Below are 17,889 nucleotides of genomic sequence, written 5' to 3'. Positions count from 1 at the left end.
TCGAACGACTTAACTTAGTCGATAAATGTTAAACCGCCCATGTAAGGACGCAACACTTCAGGAATTTCAATTGAACCATCTGCACGTTGGTAGTTTTCCATTACCGCAAGCAATGTACGACCAACAGCCAAACCTGAACCATTCAATGTATGAATAAACTCAGTTTTCTTTTGGTCTACACGGTAACGAGCTTTCATTCGACGTGCTTGGAAATCACCCATGCATGAACAAGATGAAATTTCACGGTAAGTATTTTGACTTGGTACCCAAACTTCTAAATCATAAGTTTTGATTGCACCAAAGCCCATATCGCCACCACAAAGTACAACTTTACGATATGGTAAACCTAACGCTTGCAAAATACCTTCAGCATGACCTGTCAATTGCTCTAAAGCTTCCATTGAAGTTTCAGGCTTCACAATTTGAACCATTTCAACTTTATCGAATTGGTGCTGACGGATCAAACCACGCGTATCACGACCATAAGAACCTGCTTCACTACGGAAACATGGAGTATGTGCTGCATATTTTAACGGTAAACGATCTGCATCAATAATTTCATCACGCACAAAGTTTGTTACAGGCACTTCAGCAGTTGGAATTAAATAAAATTCTTTTTCGCCTTGTAATTTGAATAAATCTTCTTCAAATTTAGGTAATTGACCTGTGCCACGCAAAGAATCTGCATTTACAAGGTATGGTACATAAGCTTCTGTATAACCATTTTTCAGCGTATGTGTATCTAACATAAATTGAGTCAATGCACGTTGTAAACGAGCCAATGGACCTTTTAAAACACTGAAACGTGAACCTGTAAGTTTAGTTGCTGTTTCAAATTCCAGGCCGCCCATCATTTCGCCAAGATCAGTATGATCTTTTACATCAAAATCGAATTGACGTGGTGTGCCCCATTTCAAGACTTCAACGTTATCGTTTTCATCTTTACCTTCAGGAACAGACTCATGCGGTAAGTTAGGAATAGAAAGTGATTTAGCTTCAATTTCTGCTTGTAATTCATTCAATGCAACTTCTGCTGCTTTGATTTCATCACCAATTGCAGACATGCGCGCCATAATTTCAGAGGCATCACCACCGGATTTTTTAATTTGACCGACTTGTTTTGCACCCGCATTACGTTCTGCTTGTAATGATTCTGTCTTCGATTGAATTTCTTTACGACGAGCTTCTAAAGATGCCCACTCTTCTACATTGAGTTGGACACCACGTTTAGCTAAGGCTAAATTTACAGCCTCAATATTATTTCTGAGTAATTTCGGGTCGATCATAGCCAATCTTTTTGAAAGAAAAAAACTGCCTATAGTGTAAGCTTTTCATGCTTAAAAATATAGTGAAAGAGCTTACACATGCACCTTATTAGAACAATAAACTACAGATCCACTTGAAATCATATCAATTTGCGTACTTTGGCAAACTTGGCATAAATTCAGGTTTAAATAAAGCCTTGGCAGATCGATAAGGTAGTGTGAGCTCACTCATTCCCTCAGCATAACTTGCTAATTCATATAACGGATAAACAAACACAATACCGTGAACGCCATAATAAAAATTATCACTCAATTGAAGCTTTGAGCGTTCAATCATATGATTTTCCAACCAAATTGAATTTGCATCATATAAAGCATTCAAAATTTTAGGCTGTGCATCTTTCATCACAATATCTTCAAGAGCTAAGCGTTTTTTTGTTTTTAAATCAAAATTCACATATTCTGTATGTGACATGCCATGTGCCGCACCTGCACTATAAATATAACTATCTATAGTGAATGTTACGATATGACCAAATTGACTAATAAAACGAACCGTTGTAGTACTTTGACTTAAGCCTACATTTTCAGGATCATTAAATACAACTTTCTCCGCAGGTTTCTCCTCAAAAGCAACAGGGTCTGCTTTACGAATTCGGTCTGCAAAATAATCATTAATCCATGCAACATTGGTTTCAACAGTCTGAATATTATATTGCGTACAGCCTTCCGGATGACATACTTCAGCACTAGGCAACGGCATAACAACAACTTTAGAAAGAACTGTTGGGATGGCTGTATCAACACTTTCAGTCTTTTGTACAGACTCATCTACTACTGGTTCATTTACTGGCTTACAGCCATAAATACCACCAACAAGCATCATCGCCGTTATAAGTCCAATTACTTTAAATTGCGAATTCAGCATTTTTCCCCCAACTTTTATTTCATTCGTTATTTACTACACTATACAAACTCAATGCCTCACATGGAATAACGAAATAGGATTGTTTGCATTAATAAACAGCGCTTTAACAAACCACATAAAAAAAGCAACGTTTCCGTTGCCTTTTTTATTCAAAAATACTTATTGATCAATAATATCTGTGCCTTTTGGCGGAGTGAAATTAAATATAGATGATGAAACCCCAGCATTCACTTTCACATCACTAAAACGCACATAAGTCGTTTGTCCCAACGAATCTTGCAAAATCATTAGTGTTGGAGCGCTTTTAGCACCAAAACTAATGGTTAAGCTTTGAAATGCACCATCTTTTTGTTTTGGATATAACGTGTAATACGTTTTTGCCTTATTGGGTTGAGTAACACGGTAAGTTTTCATAATTTGACTGGTATTTCCAGATAACAACAACGCAGGCGTATTCGAAACTTGTTCATCTAAGCTTTGACGCACAGCCTGTTGCAGGTCAGGATCATAAATCCAAATCGTTTTACCCGAAGTCACAATCGTTTGTTTTACAGGTGATGTAATTTCCCAATAGAATTTACCTGGGGTTGCAACTTTCATAACCCCCTTAAAGGTTTGATTCATGTGTTGAGATGAAAGACCTTTATTTTTTACAGCCTTTGCATTATCGACAGTTGTTTTTTGTTCAAAATTAGCTGAAATATTTTTTAAGCTTTCTAACTGTTTAACCAAACTTGCTGCTGCTTGTTGCTCCGATGCTGCCACAGGTGTTGCAGCAAAAACTGCTGTACTCATAACAGGTGCTAAAGTCGCAACCCCAATAGTTGCAGCACAGATTGTTTTACGAAGCATGTTCATACATTCACCTTTATATTCATACATTCACCTTTATATTTGCGAAACGCAATTCATTTATTACTTTTATCTTAAACCAAAACATATCGCTAAATTTAGAGATAATAAGAAGTTTTGTATTGTTATTAATATTAAAACCTGCATTTTATCCATCATGATGAAGATAAAAGGTTACTTTTTACAAATTTAAAACATAAAAAAACCCGCAATAAAGCGGGTCTTTTTCTATTAAAACTTACGCTTCAACAGATACGTAGCGACGACCGAATTGGCCTTTCACTTCGAATTTGATCACGCCGTCAGCAGTCGCGAACAAAGTATGGTCACGGCCCATACCTACGTTTTGACCAGCGTGGAATTCTGTACCACGTTGACGAACGATAATGTTACCAGCAGTCACAGATTGACCACCGTACATTTTAACACCTAACATTTTAGGATTCGAGTCACGACCGTTTTTAGTCGAACCACCGGCTTTTTTAGTTGCCATGTCTATTTACTCCTCGTAATTAGCCTGAAATAGCTGTAATTTTCAACTCAGTGAACCATTGACGGTGACCTTGTTGTTTACGATAGTGTTTACGACGACGCATTTTAACAATACGGATTTTGTCGTGACGACCATGACTAACTACTTCAGCAGTTACAGTAGCACCAGCAACAACTGGAGCACCGATTTGAATGCTTTCGCCGTTCACTAACATTAATACGTCATCAAACGTAATTGTAGCGCCAGTTTCAGCTTTCAATAATTCTACTTTAAGGGTTTCACCCTCAACTACACGGTTCTGTTTACCACCGCTTTGGATTACTGCGTACATAATGTACTCCAACATGCCCGTGTCGTCGTGCCGATAAAGGAATATACCGATCTTAATACGACCGCCACTGGGGGTTATACAAGGGCAAGGATTTTAATAGATATTGAGCTAAACAACAAGCAATTTGCTGTAAATAATACCCAAGTTTACTGTTTATTTTATAAACACCTATTTTTATTTGGTTTTGTCTGCATTTTGCTCAAATTAAACACACTACAATTACGTTAATTTTGATATAAAAAACAGAAGAAATACAGTGTTTCATGTTGAGAGACTTAATTCCCCTGACAACACCTGTTACTATTCTCAAGTTATCATTAAAAATTGTATGATTTAGCTTAGTTAAGCTGCAATGATAACTTTAAACAACAAGATATTTGTTAAACTAAGATCCAATTTCAAAAATGAGGTTTCTCTTCACATGACCATCGATTTTAAGCAAGACATTCTCGCTCCTGTTGCTTCTGATTTTGCCGCGATGGACAAGTTTATTAACGAAGGGATTACTTCAAAAGTTGCATTAGTGATGGCTGTTAGTAAACATGTTGTGGAAGCTGGCGGCAAACGCATGCGTCCAATTATGTGTTTACTTGCAGCAAAAGCATGTGGTGAAGAAAATTTAGAACAACATAGAAAACTTGCCGCTATTATTGAAATGCTTCATACCGCAACTTTAGTACATGATGATGTCGTTGATGAATCAGGCTTACGTCGCGGACGCCCTACTGCAAATGCAACATGGAACAACCAAACAGCTGTACTTGTTGGTGATTTTCTTATTTCACGTTCATTTGATCTTTTAGTCGATTTAAACAACATGACCTTATTAAAGGATTTTTCTACAGGAACATGTGAAATTGCTGAAGGTGAAGTTCTACAGTTACAATCACAACACCAACCAGATACAACAGAAGAAACATATTTAAGTATTATCCACGGCAAAACTTCACGCTTATTTGAACTTGCAACCGAAGGCTCTGCCATTTTGAGTGGGCAAAACCAATTCCGTGAACCACTACGTCAATACGCAGGTCACTTTGGTAATGCTTTCCAAATTATTGATGATATTTTGGATTACACTTCAGATGCCGAAACATTAGGTAAAAATATTGGTGATGATTTAATGGAAGGTAAACCGACTTTACCTTTAATCTCAGCATTAGCGAACACTTCTGGTGAAGAACGTGAAATTGTGAGAAAAAGCATTGCAACAGGTGGAACAGACAACTTAGAACGTGTCATTTCTATTGTTCAGTCTTCTGGCGCATTAGATTATTGCCGTCAACGTGCAACCGAAGAAACTGACGCAGCAATTAAAGCTTTAGCGATATTACCAGATACACAATATCGTCAAGCACTTGAAAACTTGGCTAAACTCGCTTTAAACCGCATTCAATAAAGCATTGCCAAATCTTACACATTAAAGAAAGATTTATTACTTGCTTATGTACATAAAACTCAATGACTTATTCCTAAAAATGCAAGAACAGCTTGATCTTGATCAAGCTGTTTTAAATGATAGTTTGCTCATTGAATTAGTAAACCGCATTCGCCCCAACGACACTCGCAATCAAGATGAAGTTCACGCAAAATTTAACGCTTTTATTCAAGCAATTTTAATTACGCCTGATGCAGCATCAACCTTACAAAGTTTTGTTTTAAAATTAATTAGTCAATACAAACAAACTAGTCTTTATGCCGATACCGGCATTTTGTCTTTAGAAGGTTTTTGGAACCAAATTTTTCAACGTCTAGGTTCACACTTTCTTCCATTAATTAATGATGAGAGTCAGCTTCAAGAACTTGTTCGTAAGGTCTTTCATCAGTATTCAGACCAATATTGGTTAGACAGCATTCAAGATAAACAATGGCAACAGCTTTTCAGATTGCTCAACCAAGGACACAGCAACCAAGAAGAAAAACGTCTTATTCGTAGCGAAATCATTAAAGCTATTACCGTTTTATCTTACCGCGTGAGTGGTATTGGTTTATATCCTGAATTTATTAATGCTCACCCAGAGTTAACGGAATATGAATCACCTTTTCTCGTTCAAAACCGTGAAGTAAATGATTTTATACAGCAATACAAGCACTTACATTTAGATGATAATAATCTAGTTGCCATTACCCCACCCGATGCAGCTCAAGCATTGGTCATGCTTGAGCAATGTAAAAATGTAGCTACAAAAATCCGTAGATCAACCAAACGCATTGGCGTGAGTATTAGTTTAACTTATTTACTTTCTTTACTAGAGCAATGCTTAGAACGTATAGAAATTTTAATTAACCTCATTGTTGAAAAAAATGAAGTTCGCTATACCTCTTTAGGCTGGCTTCTGAATGATGTCACTACAGCTATTTATAGTGAACGCAGTGTTCGTTCATTGCTCGTCACCAATAGTGAACTTATTGCCTTACAAGTAACGGAAAATGCAAGTAAAACTGGTGAGCACTATGTAAGTACAGATAAAGCAGGCTTTTTCGGAATGTATAAGTCTGCTGCTGGTGCAGGTGTGATCATTGCGATCATGGCAACATTAAAAGTACTAATGGCACGTGCCTCTTTAGCTCCGTTAATGCAGGCATTTTCATATAGCATGAACTACTCTCTTGGCTTTATGCTCATTCATGTTTTGCATTTTACGGTCGCAACAAAACAACCTGCGATGACGGCTGCTGCACTTGCATCTACAGTTCAACAGCAAAAAGGTTCTAGAACAGCTCAAATTGCTGAACTAGCTGCACTTATTATCAATATTATTCGAACTCAATTTGTAGCCATTTTAGGTAACATTTCTATTGCAATTCCTGTTGCAGCACTAATTGTCATGCTTTGGGATGTCACCCTACATGAGCCATTAATGAATCACTACAAAGCTACAAAAACATTGCATGATTTAAACCCATTCACTTCTTTAGCTATTCTTCATGCAGCAATTGCCGGAGTTTGTCTTTTCTTATCTGGTCTACTGGCTGGTTATTTCGACAATATGGCGGTCTATCGTAAAATTGGACCTCGCATTCAAGCACACCCTCAACTTCGCAAATACATAAAACAAGAGCGCTTAGATAAGTTTGCTCAATACATAGAACGTAACTTAGGTGCTTTAGCTGGTAATTTCCTGTTTGGTATCATGCTAGGAAGTATGGGAACCCTAGGCTATATTTTAGGGCTACCTTTAGATATTCGTCATATTGCCTTTGCCTCTGCAAACTTTATTCAAGGCTTAATGCTAATTAATGGCACACCCGATATAGGCTTAATTATTGTGTCTTTTCTTGGCGTGTTATTAATTGGCTTAACCAACTTATTTGTAAGCTTTACACTAACTATTATCGTAGCTCTACGTGCTCGTCGTGTTCATTTTGAGCAATGGAAACCTTTAGCAAAACTTGTACTCACTCACTTTCTAACACGTCCTATAGATTTCTTCTGGCCATCTAAAAATAATTTAGAAATTGAAGACAAACACGAGGGGCACAAAAAGTAATCTCTCTTTATTTATGGCTTTAGTTTTTAAGATGTCTAAAAATTCAATGAAATATGCACAAAGTCTATGCACTTGAAAAAAAGTGTACTGACGAGTACACTTTGTTTTTCTTATTAATTGCGCATTAATTTTTTTAATGTATGAAGGATTTATACTCATAAAAAACTAAACAAATAGATCTGTTTGTTATTACTTATCAGTACCTTACTTTTAAATAATAAAATCGCAAACTCTTTAATCCCCAACTACAACAAATGTTTAGTTAATTCAAGAGTAGCGTTCCTAAACATGATTTCTGTTGGTTTTTTCGTTATAAGCAATACAATTTCTGTGTTATTTATAACCATATTATATGTTATATACATTGTTTGTTCTCAAACAAACAATGTCATTGCTACTCAACATTATGGGTAGCAATGTCTTTATGTGACTCTGAAATACATCATTTCTATTTCACACTTTTTGTACATTTAAATATGGTTAAAAGCTTTGATGTTCTTACCTAAGCACATAGGCAATTGACTACTTATGACATACATCTATTTGCAACATCCAAAATATAAAGTATTTATTTTATTTACTTTATTATAGATACCGATAATTGGTGTATATAGACTGCATTTAGGTGTGCTCTTCCCTTCGAGAATCTAATTCGATTGGAACAAAATTGATTTGGAAGTTACTGCTTTATCTGATTTTCATCAAATATAGTGGTGCAAAAAATTTATAATTTAGATAGAAAATCTAATTGAGGTGGAATAATGATGTCGGCAAAGCTTTGGGCACCCGCCCTGTCTGCTTGCGCATTAGCAACAAGTATTGCACTTGTTGGTTGTAGCAAAGATCCCAAGGATGCTCAGCAAGCTGCTGCAGCTCAACAAATGCCACCTACTGAAGTTGGTGTTATCGTTGCACAACCTCAAAGCGTAGAACAGTCCGTAGAACTCTCAGGTCGTACAAATGCGTTTGAAATTTCAGAAGTTCGCCCACAAACAAGTGGCGTTATTCTGAAACGTCTATTTACTGAAGGTAGCTATGTCCGTGAAGGTCAAGCACTCTATGAAATTGACCCACGTACTAACCGTGCAAATGCGGATAGCGCTCGTGCTGCATTAACTCGTCAACAAGCCAACTTAGGTGTTTTGCGTGTTAAAGAAGGTCGTTACCGTCAACTTGTAGGCAGTAATGCTGTTTCTAAACAAGAATATGATGACATTGTTGCTCAAGTAAAATTGGCTGAAGCAGATGTTGCTGCATCTCGTGCAGAAGTTCAAAATGCTGAAATCAATTTAGGCTATTCAACTGTTCGCTCACCTATTTCAGGTCAGACAAACCGTTCAACTGTTACTGTTGGTGCTTTAGTAACAGCAAGCCAAGCTGAACCTTTGGTTACAGTACAACGTCTAGATCCAATTTATGTAGACATCAACCAATCTAGTGCAGAGCTGTTACGCTTACGCCAACAGTTAAGCAAAGGTAGCCTCGATAGTAGTAACAACACAAAAGTGAAGTTAAAACTTGAAGATGGCAGTGAGTACGGCGTTGAAGGACGTTTAGCATTTTCTAATGCAAGCGTAAATCCAGATACAGGTACCGTTACTTTACGTGCTGTATTCCCAAATCCAAATCATTTATTACTTCCTGGTATGTTTGTTAACGCGCAAATTGTACAAGGTATCGTGCCAAATGCTTACCTTATTCCACAAGTTGCTATTACTCGCACCCCAACAGGTCAAGCTATTGCAATGTTAGTAAATGCAAAAGGACAAGTTGAATCACGTCCAGTAACGACTGCAGGAACTCAAGGTAAAGATTGGATTGTTACTGAAGGCCTAAAAACGGGTGAAAAAGTTATTGTTGATGGTATTGCGAAAGTAAAACCAGAACAACAAGTTGTTGCTAAACCATATCAGCCTCAAGCGACTGCTCCGCAAGGTGCGCAACCTCAAGCAAAAGCTCAAACTGAACAAAAAGCTACTTCAAACAAATAAGGGGTAGACTGAATGGCTCAATTCTTTATCCATCGCCCAATTTTTGCTTGGGTGATTTCATTAGTCATTATGTTGGCGGGTATTATCACGCTAACAAAAATGCCTATTGCACAGTATCCAACCATTGCACCACCAACTGTCACTATTTCTGCGACATACCCTGGTGCGTCTGCTGAAACTGTAGAAAACACCGTAACTCAGATCATTGAACAACAAATGAATGGTCTAGATGGTTTACGTTATATTTCTTCTAATAGTGCTGGTAATGGTCAAGCATCTATTGCATTGAACTTTGAACAAGGTGTCGATCCTGATATTGCACAAGTTCAAGTTCAAAACAAACTTCAATCTGCTACTGCTCTTCTACCTGAAGACGTTCAACGTCAAGGTATAAAAGTAACAAAGTCTGGTGCTAGTTTCTTACAAGTACTGGCATTCTTCTCAGAAGATCCATCACTATCTGCAGATGACATTAAAGACTATGTAAATTCGAACATTTCAGAGCCACTTAGCCGTGTATCTGGTGTTGGTGAAGTACAGGTATTTGGTGGTTCTTATGCAATGCGTATTTGGATGGATCCATCTAAAATGACAAGTTTGCAAGTCACACCTAGTGATGTTGCAACAGCTTTACGCACACAAAATGCGCAAGTTGCTGTAGGTCAATTAGGTGGTGCTCCTTCTGTTGAAGGTCAAGTACTAAACGCAACAGTCAATGCCCAAAGCCTTTTACAAACACCTGAACAATTCAAAGACATCTTCCTTAAAAACACCACGAACGGCGCTCAAGTTCGTTTAGGTGATGTTGCTCGTATTGAATTAGGTGCAGACAACTATCAGTTCGACTCTAAATTTAATGGTAAAGCCGCTGGTGGTGTTGCAATTAAACTTGCAACAGGCGCAAATGCTTTAGATACAGCAAAAGCAGTTGAAGCACGTCTTGCAGAGTTACGTCCAAACTACCCTACTGGTATGAAAGACCAACTTGCATTCGATACCACGCCATTTATTAAACTCTCTATTGAATCTGTAGTTCACACGCTTATTGAAGCGATCATCCTTGTATTCTTTGTGATGTTCTTGTTCCTTCAAAACTGGCGTGCAACTATTATTCCTACAATGGCAGTTCCTGTTGTTGTATTAGGTACATTTGCGGTTATTAACTTATTTGGCTTCTCAATCAACACGCTTACAATGTTCGCAATGGTACTTGCCATTGGTCTATTGGTAGATGATGCGATTGTTGTAGTCGAAAACGTTGAACGTGTCATGGTAGAAGAACACCTTGATCCTGTTACTGCTACAGAAGTTTCAATGAAACAGATTTCTGGTGCCTTAATTGGTATTACTTCTGTACTTACAGCCGTATTCGTACCAATGGCATTTATGAGTGGTACAACAGGTGTAATTTATCGTCAGTTCTCAATTACACTTGTAACAGCAATGATTCTTTCATTGATTGTAGCACTAACCTTTACGCCTGCCCTTTGTGCAACACTTCTTAAACAACATGAGAAAAATGCTGCGCCAAGCAATAGCTTACCAGCTCGTTTCTTCCGTTGGTTTAATACAAGCTTCGACAAACTCGCAGAAAAATACCAAGGTGGCGTCAACATCATGACGCACAAGAAAGCTTTTTCTGGCGTGCTTTATGTTGTTGTTTTAGGTGTGCTTGGTCTGTTATTTACAAAACTTCCATCTTCTTTCTTACCAGAGGAAGATCAGGGTGTTGTAATGACTTTGGTTCAATTACCACCAAATGCTACCTTGCAGCGTACAGACAAAACCATTGGTGCAATGACCGATTACTTCCTAAATAAAGAAAAAGACTACGTGGAATCCGTATTCAGCGTATCTGGTTTCTCTTTTACAGGTGTTGGTCAAAATGCTGGTTTAGCATTTATTAAACTAAAAGATTGGAGCGATCGTAAATCTCCAGAAGCTCAGGTGGGTGCAATTATCCAACGTGGTATGGCACTTAATATGATTGTAAAAGATGCATCTTACATCATGCCATTACAGCTTCCTGCAATGCCTGAACTTGGTGTATCTGCTGGCTTTAACTTACAGCTTAAAGATGCAAGTGGTAAAGGTCATCAACAATTATTAAATGCGCGTAATGCAATTTTAGGTATGGCTGCCCAAGATAAACGCCTCGTTGGTGTGCGTCCTAACGGTCAAGAAGATACACCTCAATACCAAATCATTGTTGACCAAGCTGCTGCTGGTGCAATGGGCGTAAGTACTGCCGAAATCAACACGACTATGGGTATGGCATGGGGTGGTTCATATATTAATGACTTCGTTGATCGTGGTCGTGTGAAAAAAGTATATGTTCAAGGCGAAGCAGATTCACGCATGATGCCTGAAGACTTAGATAAATGGTATGTACGTAATAACCAAGGTACGATGGTTCCATTCTCGGCATTCTCTTCTGGGAAATGGACGTATGGTTCTCCACGTCTTGAGCGTTATAACGGCATTGCATCCATGAACATTCAAGGTACTCCTGCTCCTGGTGTCAGCTCTGGTGATGCTATGGCTGCAATGGAAGAAATTGTTGCAAAACTTCCATCTATGGGACTATCGGGCTTTGATTATGAGTGGACTGGTTTATCTTTAGAAGAACGTGAGTCTGGTGCTCAAGCTCCATTCTTATATGCTCTTTCATTGTTAATTGTATTCTTGTGTCTTGCTGCACTTTATGAAAGTTGGTCAATTCCATTCTCTGTACTTTTAGTTGTTCCTTTAGGTATTTTGGGTGCTGTGGCTTTAACTTTCCTTGGTATGGTTGTTTTCAAAAATCCAAACCTATCCAATAACATCTACTTCCAAGTTGCTATGGTTGCCGTAATTGGTCTATCTGCGAAAAATGCCATCTTGATTGTAGAGTTTGCAAAAGAACTCCAAGAAAAAGGTGAAGAGCTTTTTGCTGCAACACTTCATGCTGCAAAAATGCGTTTACGCCCAATCATTATGACAACCTTAGCTTTCGGTTTTGGTGTACTTCCACTCGCTCTTTCTAGTGGCGCTGGTGCTGGTAGCCAACACTCTGTAGGTTACGGTGTACTTGGTGGGGTAATTAGCTCAACACTTCTAGGTATTTTCTTCATTCCTGTATTCTACGTATGGGTACGAAGTATCTTTAAGTACAAACCAAAACCACAAAATAATCAGGAGCAATCATCGTGATGCAAAATGTATGGTCTATTACAGGTCGTAGCATTGCGGTATCTGCACTTGCGCTTGCTTTGACTGCTTGTCAAAGCATGCGTGGCCCAGAACCCGTAGTCAAAGCAGATATTCCAAGTAGCTACACAAATGCTTCTGGTACTTCGGTTGCTGAACAAGGTTATAAAAACTTCTTCTCAGATCAACGCTTATTACAAGTATTGGACTTAGCTTTAGCAAATAACCGTGATTTACGTACTGCTGCATTGAACATTCAACGTGCGCAACAACAGTATCAAATTACTGAAAACAACCAGCTTCCAACCATTGGTGCAAGTGGTAGTGTTTTACGTCAAGTAACACCTACACGTGACCCAAACAATCCATACTCATCATATAACGTGGGTTTAGGTGTTACTGCCTATGAGTTAGATTTTTGGGGTCGTGTTCGTAGCTTAAAAGACAATGCTTTAGATACTTACCTTGCTACAGCAAGTGCACGTGATGCAACTCAAATTGCGCTCATCAGTCAAGTGTCTCAAGCGTGGTTAAGCTATTCATTTGCCAATGCAAATTTACAACTTGCTAACCAAACGCTAAAAACTCAATTAGAGTCTTATAATCTCAACAAAAAACGTTTCGATGTTGGTATCGACAGTGAAATTCCTGTTCGTCAGGCTCAGATTTCTGTTGAAATTGCGCGTAACGATGTTGCAAATTATAAAACTCAAATTACTCAAGCGCAGAACTTACTAAACCTACTTGTAGGTGAAACGGTTCCAGCAAACTTGTTGCCAACTCAGCGTATAACTCGCGTTACGAATTCAAGCTCAATTGGCTCAGGTTTACCAAGTGATTTATTGAATAACCGTCCTGATGTTCGTGCTGCGGAATATAAACTTTCTGCTGCAGGTGCAAATATTGGTGCTGCTAAAGCTCGTTTATTCCCAACAATCACTCTTACAGGTACAGCAGGTTATGCATCTACAGATTTAAGTGATTTATTTAAATCTGGTAGTTTTGCATGGTCTATTGGTCCAAGTCTTGATATTCCAATCTTTGACTGGGGTACACGTAAAGCAAATATTAAAATTTCACAAACAGATCAAGAAATTGCTTTATCTGATTATGAAAAATCAATTCAATCTGCTTTCCGTGAAGTGAATGATGCTTTGGCTGTACGTCAGAACATTAACGATCGTTTAAATGCTCAACGTCGCTTAGTTGATGCAACAAACATCACATATAAACTTTCTGATGCTCGCTTCCGTGCTGGTATCGATAGCTATTTAAGTGTGTTAGATGCTCAGCGCTCGTCTTATTCCGCAGAACAAGGTTTATTGTTATTAGAACAAGCTAACCTAAACAACCAAGTTGAATTGTATAAAACACTGGGTGGCGGTGTAAAAGCGAATACATCTGATCAAGTGGTTAAACAACCCTCTTCTTCAGATCTTAAATACAACAAAGCAGATCAAAAATAATTTTTTGATCTTATAAAAAAGCCCACTTCGGTGGGCTTTTTATTAACTATACTTTTTTGCTAATGTGATTAAGGACCATTTACCTTGTAAAACATTTTCAACATAAGTATCTGGTAATAACACATTAAATTCAGATGAACCTGCTATCACCTGATCATAATTACAGATTTCATTTCCCTTTTCATCTGTCAGCACCCAAGTCACAACATCAATTTGAGCATCTTTATCTTGTATACGTACAAGCAATTGACGTTTAATTTCAACACGTCCAACATAAAAATCTTTATCTAAATCACGATCTAATATACTTGCTTGTGTATTAAACTTTTTACCTATTGCATCATAACCTTGGCTATCGTGTATCAAGACACTTTGTTTTACTGTTGACCAGATACAAAAACGTAAAAAATGCTGATCGATAACATTAAGTGACATATACCGTTTAGATCTTATAAATTCCAAAATACGCTGTTCAATATTTTGGATAACACCCGTACAGCCACCCCACATACCTGCAAGTATTAATTCCACATGATCTTTCGAGTCGTGCATAGTATGAAACCACTTCCCAGAATCAATCCACTCTTCAACTGCCATCTTTTCTCGATATGATAGAATAGAATCAGCATCTCGTATCAAGAAATACTTTACATTCGGATCATCCATCACATAAAAACGCCAAAACCGACCTGGCAATTGCTTCATGCTTTCTGTTACAAAAATAACTTGTGCATTTAGGTCTATTAAACGATTAATCACATGTCTAGGAACGGTCTCATCCACATAAAAACGGCAACGCCACTCTGGGAAAATTTTTAAAGCACGTTGAGCATTTAAAACTGCATATTCACAGTAACGAACTTGACTACCAAATAAGGAATAACTAATTATATTTTCTTTAGGGTTATTTGAATTAAAAGCAGGTGCTTTCTTTTTAGGTAAAGCTAAAAAAGGCTCATTAAGCACTTCTTTCTTACGTCCTTCTACCGCTAAACGACCATATTTTTTTTGATCACGAACTTTCTTCAAATAGAAACAGACTTCAGTCAAACCATCATATAAATTAATGCTTACATTGTTGCCGCTCGCCTCTAGTGCTTGCATGAAATATTGATAAGCACTTTCATAATCGCCCAACCGTAATACTGCAATCGCAAGATCACTTAAGGCTATAGGATGATTAGGTACTATATTTAACACCTCTCTAACCAAATGAGTTGCTTGCACATAATCATGTCGATCAAATGCTGATCTTGCTTGATGAGAGTAATCTAGTAGAACTTTGTTAAGGGTCTCTAATTGTTCTATTGGAACACCATTATTCATATTAAACTCGTTTCATTTATCTATATATTTTTAGAAATTTTGTTTTCACTAATTTTTAGTATATAAAGTTACGCATACTTATTTTTCATTATTCTAACAGAATTATTATGTTGTTAAGCAATTTAGAATCCGTTCCAGGTCATCAGATTATTCGCCAAATAGATGTTGTATATGGCAGTACCGTTCGTAGTAAACATGTCGGTCGTGATTTAATGGCTGGCTTAAAAAATATTGTGGGTGGTGAACTTAAAGGTTACACAGAACTTTTGGAAGAATCACGCCAAGAAGCAATGCAACGCATGATAGACAAAGCACAATCTTTAGGTGCAAATGCGGTTGTTGGTATTCGTTTTTCCACGTCTAATATTGCACAAGGTGCATCTGAACTTTTTGTATATGGTACAGCTGTTGTGGTTCAAACAGATACCCCTGCTATACCTAACCCATTTCCAACACAAGGTTAAATTGACATGGATGCTATTTTCTTAAAAATTGCGATCTTTGTTGTTTTATTTTCAATTGGTTGGGGCGTTGGTCGTCATATAGAACGCAAACATTTTAGAGAACTTGAGCAGCAAGAAGCACGCTTAGCATACATTCTTATGGAAAATAGTCGCTTTAAAACTTGCGATGCTATGGGGCAACTCATCAGTAGCAATGTTGTGATCTCACATGATTACTTTAAATATGTGATTGCAAATATCCAAAATTTCTTTGGTGGCAGACTTACAAGTTATGAAAGCATTGTTGAACGAGCACGGCGTGAAGCCATTGTCCGTCTTAAACTTGAAGCAGAAAAAATGGGTGCAACGACAATTTTAGGACTTCGTTTAAGTACGACTGAACTTGGCATGCAAGGCGGTATGGTCGAAGTCTTTGCTTATGGGACAGCGGTAAAAAGTAAAGCTTAAGCTCACCCAAACCCTCTCCTACAAGGAGAGGATTTTTATTGTTTTATTTCACTTTGGTTTTACGAATCATTTTATAAAGTGTGCTTGGTGATAAACGTGACACCCATGTTCCTAGCACTTCCTTTTGCCCACCAATCACAATATATTCTTGTCCTTTTAACAAAGCATTTACAGCAATTTTGGCAAAATGATCTGGCTCTAACCCATTTTCGATGACTTCATCTTGATGTTGTTGCGGCTGCCCTGCTCCATTTAAGGCATTAAATGACACATTCGTTTTGACAAAACCTGGGAAAATAACAGAAACATCAACCCCTTCATCTGCAACTTCCGCACGTAAGCTATTTGCCCACATATGAATTGCACCTTTTGCAGCTGAATAAGTTGCACGATATTGCGTACCCAATAAACCTGCAACACTCGAAACAAATACAATTCGACCTACTTTTTGCGTTAAAAATGTAGGAAGAACAGTCTTGGTTAAATTGACTTGCGAAAAATAATCAATTTCCATGATTTTTCGCTCAGTTTCCATAGTTGTATCCGCAATTAACGCGCGCTGACTCAAGCCCGCATTATTAATAAGCCAATCAATTTTCCCTTTTTCTTTTAATACCATGTCATACGCAGTTTTCACTTGAGCATCATCGGTCACATCCATCACAACAGATAAATGTCGATTGGGCTCTGCAAGAGTTAAACGTACTTTTTCTAATTCTGCTAAGCGACGTGCAGATAAAATAACCTGTGCACCACGATTCGCGCACTCAATAGCAAGAGCTTGCCCTAAACCTGAAGATGCACCTGTAATCCAAACAACTTTTTGCTCTAATTCTTGTGAAATTGTCATCATCAATTCTCCTTATCTTATATAGATGGCTGATCGGGATGTTCTAAAAAACTAAAAAAATGTCTTAACGATTTTTGTGCATTGTCAAAATCGAACTGTGTCGAAATTTTTTCAATTCGCTTATACCCTAACTGACTAGTTAACCGAATAACACCCGTTAAAGTTTTATCGACCACAAAATTAAATTTAAGTAGTTTTTTCGGTGTAAAAATAAGTTGATCAATTCCCAAATCAACAATCTGGATAAAAATTTCAAACGCAACAGCAACACTAAAAGTATCACCAGATTCAATGCGACTCATTATATGCTTTGCCTGTGACACCAGTTCAGGACTTACGCTATACGTTAAGAAATGCCTGCTATTGATACGACACATATTATTTTGTAAATATTTCACTAAAGCCACTAAGCGCTCGTTACTAAAAAAGGCGATTGCCCAAGGCATATATTTTTTTAAATTTTCTTTTATTTGTTGCAACGTATTTTCCGACTCAAGATCTGAATGTGCACGTATTTTTGCTATTTCCCCAAAAACCTGATCAACCACATAACAAGACATATCTGCAAGAACTTGACCTAATTCTTGAGCAACACTTGCTGAATCGCCTTGTTTCAAGCGGTGAGCAATATTTTCAAACTGAGCAAACGTACTGTTTTCCACACCTAGAAAAACCACATTCTGCATAAAACTTTCCCTTCATTTCTTAATAATTATGATGTCCCTTCACTTATAGAATGTACAACATCTTGTGCTGATTACAACACTATTCCAATTGCATACAGTTTGCATTTGGT

15 protein-coding genes are annotated in these 17,889 nt (G+C 37.7%); 7 read left to right on the top strand and 8 right to left on the bottom strand.

From position 1 onward, the window contains the following. Positions 1-14 precede the first annotated feature (14 nt). From serS to rplU, 5 genes are all read right to left on the bottom strand, one after another. Positions 15-1,286, bottom strand: a complete 1,272-nt coding sequence (serS, locus tag AC5YDH_RS05530; protein ID WP_496117454.1) for a serine--tRNA ligase — start codon at positions 1,284-1,286, stop codon at positions 15-17. Between the two features lie 124 nt (positions 1,287-1,410). After that, positions 1,411-2,193 carry an RsiV family protein gene (locus AC5YDH_RS05525; RefSeq protein WP_496117452.1) on the bottom strand — a complete coding sequence of 261 codons (783 nt, stop codon included), beginning with the start codon at positions 2,191-2,193 and terminating at the stop codon, positions 1,411-1,413. Positions 2,194-2,352: 159 nt separating this feature from the next. After that, positions 2,353-3,051, bottom strand: coding sequence for an outer membrane lipoprotein periplasmic chaperone LolA (lolA, locus tag AC5YDH_RS05520; RefSeq protein ID WP_496117450.1), 699 nt, complete (start codon positions 3,049-3,051; stop codon positions 2,353-2,355). Positions 3,052-3,283: 232 nt separating this feature from the next. Further along, entirely contained in the window at positions 3,284-3,538 is a 255-nt protein-coding gene (rpmA, locus tag AC5YDH_RS05515; RefSeq protein WP_005097774.1) for a 50S ribosomal protein L27, read from the bottom strand. A gap of 19 nt (positions 3,539-3,557) precedes the next feature. Continuing rightward, entirely contained in the window at positions 3,558-3,869 is a 312-nt protein-coding gene (gene rplU, locus AC5YDH_RS05510) for a 50S ribosomal protein L21 (protein WP_496117447.1), read from the bottom strand. 421 nt (positions 3,870-4,290) lie between these two features. On the opposite strand from rplU, the gene sdsA reads away from it, so the two are divergent. The 5 genes from sdsA to adeK all read left to right on the top strand — a co-directional run bounded on the left by sdsA (position 4,291) and on the right by adeK (position 14,006). Further along, entirely contained in the window at positions 4,291-5,268 is a 978-nt protein-coding gene (gene sdsA, locus AC5YDH_RS05505) for an All-trans-nonaprenyl-diphosphate synthase (RefSeq protein ID WP_496117445.1), read from the top strand. A gap of 46 nt (positions 5,269-5,314) precedes the next feature. Beyond that, on the top strand, positions 5,315-7,360 hold the full coding sequence (locus AC5YDH_RS05500) for a site-specific recombinase (RefSeq protein ID WP_496117609.1): 2,046 nt from the start codon (positions 5,315-5,317) through the stop codon (positions 7,358-7,360). Between the two features lie 761 nt (positions 7,361-8,121). Continuing rightward, positions 8,122-9,351, top strand: a complete 1,230-nt coding sequence (locus AC5YDH_RS05495) for an efflux RND transporter periplasmic adaptor subunit (RefSeq protein WP_496117443.1) — start codon at positions 8,122-8,124, stop codon at positions 9,349-9,351. Positions 9,352-9,363: 12 nt separating this feature from the next. Then, positions 9,364-12,543: an efflux RND transporter permease subunit gene (locus AC5YDH_RS05490; protein ID WP_496117441.1), complete on the top strand. Its 3,180-nt coding sequence runs from the start codon at positions 9,364-9,366 to the stop codon at positions 12,541-12,543. Further along, complete coding sequence (adeK, locus tag AC5YDH_RS05485; RefSeq protein WP_496117607.1) at positions 12,543-14,006, top strand: multidrug efflux RND transporter AdeIJK outer membrane channel subunit AdeK; 1,464 nt, start codon at positions 12,543-12,545, stop codon at positions 14,004-14,006. The genes AC5YDH_RS05490 and adeK overlap by 1 nt, the downstream gene beginning before the upstream one ends. A gap of 42 nt (positions 14,007-14,048) precedes the next feature. Here adeK and AC5YDH_RS05480 read toward each other — a convergent pair whose 3' ends face one another. Further along, positions 14,049-15,332, bottom strand: a complete 1,284-nt coding sequence (locus AC5YDH_RS05480) for a tetratricopeptide repeat protein (RefSeq protein WP_496117439.1) — start codon at positions 15,330-15,332, stop codon at positions 14,049-14,051. Positions 15,333-15,439: 107 nt separating this feature from the next. Here AC5YDH_RS05480 and AC5YDH_RS05475 point away from each other — a divergent pair, with 107 nt between their 5' ends. Both AC5YDH_RS05475 and AC5YDH_RS05470 read left to right on the top strand, forming a co-directional pair. Further along, positions 15,440-15,796 carry a YbjQ family protein gene (locus AC5YDH_RS05475; protein ID WP_496117437.1) on the top strand — a complete coding sequence of 119 codons (357 nt, stop codon included), beginning with the start codon at positions 15,440-15,442 and terminating at the stop codon, positions 15,794-15,796. Positions 15,797-15,802: 6 nt separating this feature from the next. Then, a complete protein-coding gene (locus AC5YDH_RS05470) occupies positions 15,803-16,243 on the top strand; it encodes a YbjQ family protein (protein ID WP_496117435.1) in 441 nt (146 codons plus the stop codon). A gap of 43 nt (positions 16,244-16,286) precedes the next feature. Here AC5YDH_RS05470 and AC5YDH_RS05465 read toward each other — a convergent pair whose 3' ends face one another. Both AC5YDH_RS05465 and AC5YDH_RS05460 read right to left on the bottom strand, forming a co-directional pair. Then, positions 16,287-17,093, bottom strand: a complete 807-nt coding sequence (locus AC5YDH_RS05465; RefSeq protein WP_496117605.1) for an SDR family NAD(P)-dependent oxidoreductase — start codon at positions 17,091-17,093, stop codon at positions 16,287-16,289. Between the two features lie 17 nt (positions 17,094-17,110). Further along, a complete protein-coding gene (locus AC5YDH_RS05460) occupies positions 17,111-17,779 on the bottom strand; it encodes a hypothetical protein (RefSeq protein ID WP_496117433.1) in 669 nt (222 codons plus the stop codon). Positions 17,780-17,889: the final 110 nt, after the last annotated feature.

The organism is Acinetobacter sp. FY683, assembly GCF_059515885.1.
Note: the sequence above shows the minus strand (reverse complement) of the source record. Positions and strands in the feature narration are given on the sequence as shown.

Bases quoted from the DNA above. Each gene is read 5' to 3' on its own strand.
- AC5YDH_RS05475 (WP_496117437.1), top strand. From the start codon at position 15,440: ATGTTGTTAAGCAATTTAGAATCCGTTCCAGGTCATCAGATTATTCGC.
- AC5YDH_RS05460 (WP_496117433.1), bottom strand. From the start codon at position 17,779: ATGCAGAATGTGGTTTTTCTAGGTGTGGAAAACAGTACGTTTGCTCAG.
- sdsA (WP_496117445.1), top strand. From the start codon at position 4,291: ATGACCATCGATTTTAAGCAAGACATTCTCGCTCCTGTTGCTTCTGAT.
- AC5YDH_RS05525 (WP_496117452.1), bottom strand. From the start codon at position 2,193: ATGCTGAATTCGCAATTTAAAGTAATTGGACTTATAACGGCGATGATG.
- AC5YDH_RS05470 (WP_496117435.1), top strand. From the start codon at position 15,803: ATGGATGCTATTTTCTTAAAAATTGCGATCTTTGTTGTTTTATTTTCA.
- AC5YDH_RS05480 (WP_496117439.1), bottom strand. From the start codon at position 15,332: ATGAATAATGGTGTTCCAATAGAACAATTAGAGACCCTTAACAAAGTT.
- rplU (WP_496117447.1), bottom strand. From the start codon at position 3,869: ATGTACGCAGTAATCCAAAGCGGTGGTAAACAGAACCGTGTAGTTGAG.
- serS (WP_496117454.1), bottom strand. From the start codon at position 1,286: ATGATCGACCCGAAATTACTCAGAAATAATATTGAGGCTGTAAATTTA.
- AC5YDH_RS05490 (WP_496117441.1), top strand. From the start codon at position 9,364: ATGGCTCAATTCTTTATCCATCGCCCAATTTTTGCTTGGGTGATTTCA.
- adeK (WP_496117607.1), top strand. From the start codon at position 12,543: ATGCAAAATGTATGGTCTATTACAGGTCGTAGCATTGCGGTATCTGCA.
- AC5YDH_RS05495 (WP_496117443.1), top strand. From the start codon at position 8,122: ATGATGTCGGCAAAGCTTTGGGCACCCGCCCTGTCTGCTTGCGCATTA.
- lolA (WP_496117450.1), bottom strand. From the start codon at position 3,051: ATGAACATGCTTCGTAAAACAATCTGTGCTGCAACTATTGGGGTTGCG.
- AC5YDH_RS05500 (WP_496117609.1), top strand. From the start codon at position 5,315: ATGTACATAAAACTCAATGACTTATTCCTAAAAATGCAAGAACAGCTT.
- AC5YDH_RS05465 (WP_496117605.1), bottom strand. From the start codon at position 17,093: ATGACAATTTCACAAGAATTAGAGCAAAAAGTTGTTTGGATTACAGGT.
- rpmA (WP_005097774.1), bottom strand. From the start codon at position 3,538: ATGGCAACTAAAAAAGCCGGTGGTTCGACTAAAAACGGTCGTGACTCG.